The 2,518-nt window shown below is 66.1% G+C and carries 1 protein-coding gene; it reads right to left on the reverse strand.

The window, feature by feature from the left end; translation table 11 throughout:
• Positions 1–754: 754 nt before the first annotated feature.
• Positions 755–2,005 (reverse strand): ATP-binding protein, encoded by a 1,251-nt coding sequence (locus H488_RS33210; protein WP_017834556.1) that lies wholly within the window; start codon positions 2,003–2,005, stop codon positions 755–757.
• Positions 2,006–2,518 lie beyond the last annotated feature (513 nt).

Here is a 2,518-nt window from a genome sequence, read left to right on the forward strand (position 1 = left end):
GGCGCTGAACGCGTTCGCGATCACCTTCGCCGGGCGGTTCGAGAGAACCGCTCACTGATGAAAACCGCCGGGCCCCACACACCGTTTATCGGACAGTCCCTGCTTGACTCAACGGAAGTCCGGGCAGTCCCGTTTTGCACTTGTGCTGCGATCAGGTTGTGAGGCCTCGGTGTTACGGCATTGGTCCGTGGGTGGGGCCTGTAGCACGCTGATGGGTGCTTTCTGAGACGAGATGCGAGATGGTGAAGGCCTCGGAGAGGAGGTGTTCCAATGCAGGAGAACAAGCCCTTGGTCACGAGCGTCCGCACGATCACCGCGACTCGCCCTGCAGTTGAGACGGTTCCGCTCCAGCAACTGATACAGCGTGCGGAGGCAGCCGCTCTGCGGTACGCGTTGAACGATGCCAAGGCCGACCGGTGGGGGCGTGATTCTTTCCCCGCCTCCGATCCACCGCAGAACTACTGAGGCAAGCCATGGCCAATGACCACATTGGCCATGGCTTTTGCGCGTTCGTCGGGCTCAACAGCGTGGACCGTGGAGCCGCAGGGTCGGCCCTGGTCTCTTTTCAAGCGTCGTTGCCAGGGACGCCCCCTGCACTGGCAGAAACTGCTGGCGCCCGAAGTCCTGCGCTGTACCGACCGGATGGCCCAGTCCCACGAGATCCCGGCTCCCCAGAGGTCAATCACGGGTGCCGGATGTCGTCTGTGATCGTTCGATCGGGCCCCTGAAGGCCACGGTGGGCCACACGGTGGTGTCAGTGTTCGTCGGCCCAGATCACCTGTCCGTCGCGCTCGATCATGTGTAGGTCCAGACGAGTCGCGGTGTAGTCGAAGAAGTCGATCGCCCCGTCGGCGAGAGCTTCGGCGATGTGCTGGCAGTCGTCGTCGCTGACCACGGGATCGCCCCACAAATCGTGCTGACTGCGCAGCCCGCGCCAACAATCCAGGGCCAAGTACCAGGATTCGCCGAACATGTGAGAAGTGGCCACCACCACGGGATGCTCGGCCCCCGGGGCCTGTCCCAGTTTCAGCGCGACGGCGCGCACCTCCCACACGGTGCGAGGCACCCGCCAGAAGCGTAGCCGATCCCCTACTTGCAGCAACGGGATGCGGTGCGCCGGGGCACACCTGGGCACCTGGGAAGGTCTCGCGCGGCGAGGACCGTAGAGGTCGTCCCAGTCACGGACGGCATGGAACGGGGAGTGTCTCGGTACCGGGGTGACGATGCCGTGGCTGTGCGCGGAGATCCAGATTCCGTGTCCGGGCCCCTGGGGCGCACCGGCATTCTGGGGTGCGCCGAGGGACATGGCCTGGCCGGGGGTGACAGATCCCAGCATGATTTTGTCGCCGATCTCGATCAGGGCGGCCAGTGCCGGTCCCCGAGCTCGTGTGGCGGTGTAGCTGGTCCCTACGATGCGCAGCCCTACTGGGGTGTCCTCGAGCAGTTCCCGCACCTTCCGGGCTGTCTCGCGCAGGATGGTGCTGCCCTCCGGTGCGGCGGATTCGGCGGCCAGAAAGGCCAGGCCTTCGATGAACAACACTCGGTCCCCGCAGGTCTGGGCGGCTTCCTGCAGGAGAGCGTGCAATTCGGTGAGGTCGTGGTGCCCTGCGCAGGAGCGAACGAGCCCTGACCAGCTGCTCTGTGCGCCGCTGTTGAAGTCGATGGCCCAGGCCTCGACGCCACGGGCCATCAACGTGGCGGCCAGGTGCTGGGTGAGCACGGTTTTGCCGGCCCCGGAGGGCCCGTAGACGCCTAGGTGCCGGCCCGTGGACCACCAGGTGTCGAAATCAAAACGGGGTCCCTCTACCGGCGCCGAGGCATTGGCTAGGCCGCCGATCCTGTCCGTCTCGGCTACAAGAACCTCTTGGGCGATTTCCAGGCGGGCCGCAGGATCGGCAACCCGGGTGGCGGTCGCCCCGAGGATTCGCAGGCAGGTGGTGTGCTTGGCCCCGGTGGCGGCGGTGAGCTGTTTGGCCGGTCGGGACAGAGTGGGTGATGGGGACACGACGGCCTCCTCAGGACGTCGGTGCTCGCGTCCGCGCCCGTGGGCACCTGCGACGGGGATCCTCTTCGTCCGTGCGGCCATGGATGGCCTTGTCCGCTGTGCACCCTGGGGCCGGCGCGGCGGCACGGAGCGGGGCTTCGGAGATCGGCGGGCACGGCCAGCCGGTCCTCCCACCATAGCCCGTGTCGTAGTATTAACGAGAATAAGACATCTCTTGGGACGCAGCGGCAGGTCAGCGCATCGACCGGCCGGTGGTCATGCGTTCTTGTCCCGGCTCAACGAAGGACTCCCATGGCCTTGCCTCCTCCGGTGACCGAGGTGCCGTTGCGCGAGGCGGTGGAGCGCTACCTGGAGGCCTGTCGGGCGAAGGCGCGCGCTCAGAGCATGGGACTGATGCACCGATAGGTGACAGGTTGGGTCAGGCAGCCTGAAGGGCTGGTGTGGTCATGATGGTCTCGTACTCGATGGGGGTCAATCTCCCGAGCGCGGCTTGGCGTCGCCTCCGGTGATAGG

Origin of the sequence: Kocuria sp. UCD-OTCP (genome assembly GCF_000349605.1) — a bacterium.
In the GTDB taxonomy this organism is placed as follows: Bacteria; Actinomycetota; Actinomycetes; order Actinomycetales; family Micrococcaceae; genus Kocuria; species Kocuria rosea.